Source organism: Cohnella sp. CFH 77786 (genome assembly GCF_019400745.1).
In the GTDB taxonomy this organism is placed as follows: domain Bacteria; phylum Bacillota; class Bacilli; order Paenibacillales; family Paenibacillaceae; genus Cohnella.
Window position 1 is genome coordinate 1 of sequence record NZ_WJIB01000037.1, and the last position, 1,788, is coordinate 1,788.

Annotated in this window: 1 protein-coding gene; it reads right to left on the minus strand. The window is 51.7% G+C overall.

Annotated features, from left to right (window positions below):
- Window positions 1-188: 188 nt before the first annotated feature.
- Window positions 189-1,481, minus strand: a complete 1,293-nt coding sequence (ltrA, locus tag GE107_RS26195; protein ID WP_219644646.1) for a group II intron reverse transcriptase/maturase — start codon at window positions 1,479-1,481, stop codon at window positions 189-191.
- Window positions 1,482-1,788 lie beyond the last annotated feature (307 nt).

The following is a 1,788-nucleotide window of genomic DNA, read 5'->3' on the forward strand; positions in this document are numbered from 1 at the left end:
TACGCTTCGTCGTACATGTTGCCATGCACCACGCAAGACTCGGTACAGGACTGCTGGCTAAGCTTTGTCCCGATCGCCATCTCAGGCGACACGTGCCTCTTGAGCTTTCAAGGCGCAATCCTCATCAAACCGTACGTGAGGTTTTCCCTCATACGGCTTTCCGATGTTCGTCATTCATGCGCATACGATTACAAAAGCGTCTTCAAGCCATACATTTGGCTAAGCAACTTAACTTCATATCCGGAACCACGCCAGCGATTACGCTGGCGTTTCTTTGCGTACCACTTCGTCAACCTCGTTCGGATGTACCAATCTAACTTGGACATCCATTTGGAGCTGTATGGCGTTGCGTAGTAGTTCTTCCAACCTTGAATTCTCAAATTGAGCCAATCCACGTGCTCTTGGAACGAGACATGCCGCATTTTCGGCGGTGCGAGTCGTTCTTTTACCACTTCCCGAATATGGTTCTCTGCTTTTGCGCAGAGCCATTGCTGGGTCGTATAGTACACGCGGTTCTGTCCCGTTTCTGCTTTCGTCTTCCGGTGGTGCATGCCGAGGAAGTCAAACCCTTCTTCCCCCGTCCACAATCCCACAATCCGCGTCTTCTCCGGGTGCAAAGTCAATTCTAGTCGCTCCATTATTGTCTGAATGAGTTTGTAAGCATGGAGCGCATCTTTCCTTGTCTTGCACACAACGACGAAGTCGTCGGCGTACCGCGTGAGTTCCCCGACTTCTTTACCATGCTTTTCCCACAATAGGTCGAAGTAGTTCAGGTAGATGTTTGCGAGCAGTGGCGAGATCACCCCACCCTGCGGCGTACCCAAATCGGAACGTTTAACCATCCCTTCCTCCTTCACTCCTACTTCAAGCCATTTCCGGATTAGCTTGAGAACTCGTCTGTCGCTGATGCGCATTTCCATCAGCTTCATGAGCTTCTCTTGGTTAATGTTGTCGAAGTAGCCTTGGATGTCGACGTCGACCACCCAGTTACCTTTGCGGTTGCATGCTTTGCGAATTCGCTCCAGCGCTTGTTTCGCGCCTCGCTTTGGTCGGAAACCGAATGAGCATTCCTGAAAATCGGCTTCAAAGATCGGTTCCAGTATGAGTTTGGTTGCCATCTGCACGACGCGGTCTCTTACCGTTGGGATGCCGAGCGGACGTTTCCGTCCGTCTTTCTTCGGAATGTAGTGACGGCGTACAGGCTGAGGATGGTAGGATTTCTTCAGCAATCGCTCTTGGCATTCCGCTACGAATCGGTCTTCGCCGATCTTCGCAATGTCAGCCATGGTCTCACCGTCGATACCTGCCGCTCCTTTGTTTGCCCGCACTCTACGCCACGCTTCCTGTAGCACGTCCAGCCGATGTACCTTGTCGTATAGCGCATGGAACTTTCTGCTTTTGCTTGTCTTGGCAGCATGACCTAGCTTCTCTTGGAGTTGTTGAACTTTTTCTCTGGGTGTCGTTAGCCATATGGCATTCACTCACTCGTACCTCCTTGAAAAGCGTGAACAAAGCAGGGCGCCTTCCCTCCCGCAGGTTGTGTTGTCCTGCGTTCTTCGGTACTATTCGCCCCTCGGACTCCCTTCCTGCAGACCGCTCACTTCGCCTTTGACTTATAGAGCTTCTCGTTACGAAAAAAATTTTAATTTTTCGTGCAGGGGAGGGTCTCCCCAGTTCACTGCATCTTCTTTCATCCCATGCCGATCCCCTTACGCCGGAGGATTCTTCGCTGACGCTCCAAGTTCTTACCAGCTTCCATGGCCTTCGTCCATACAGCCGGGACTCGGC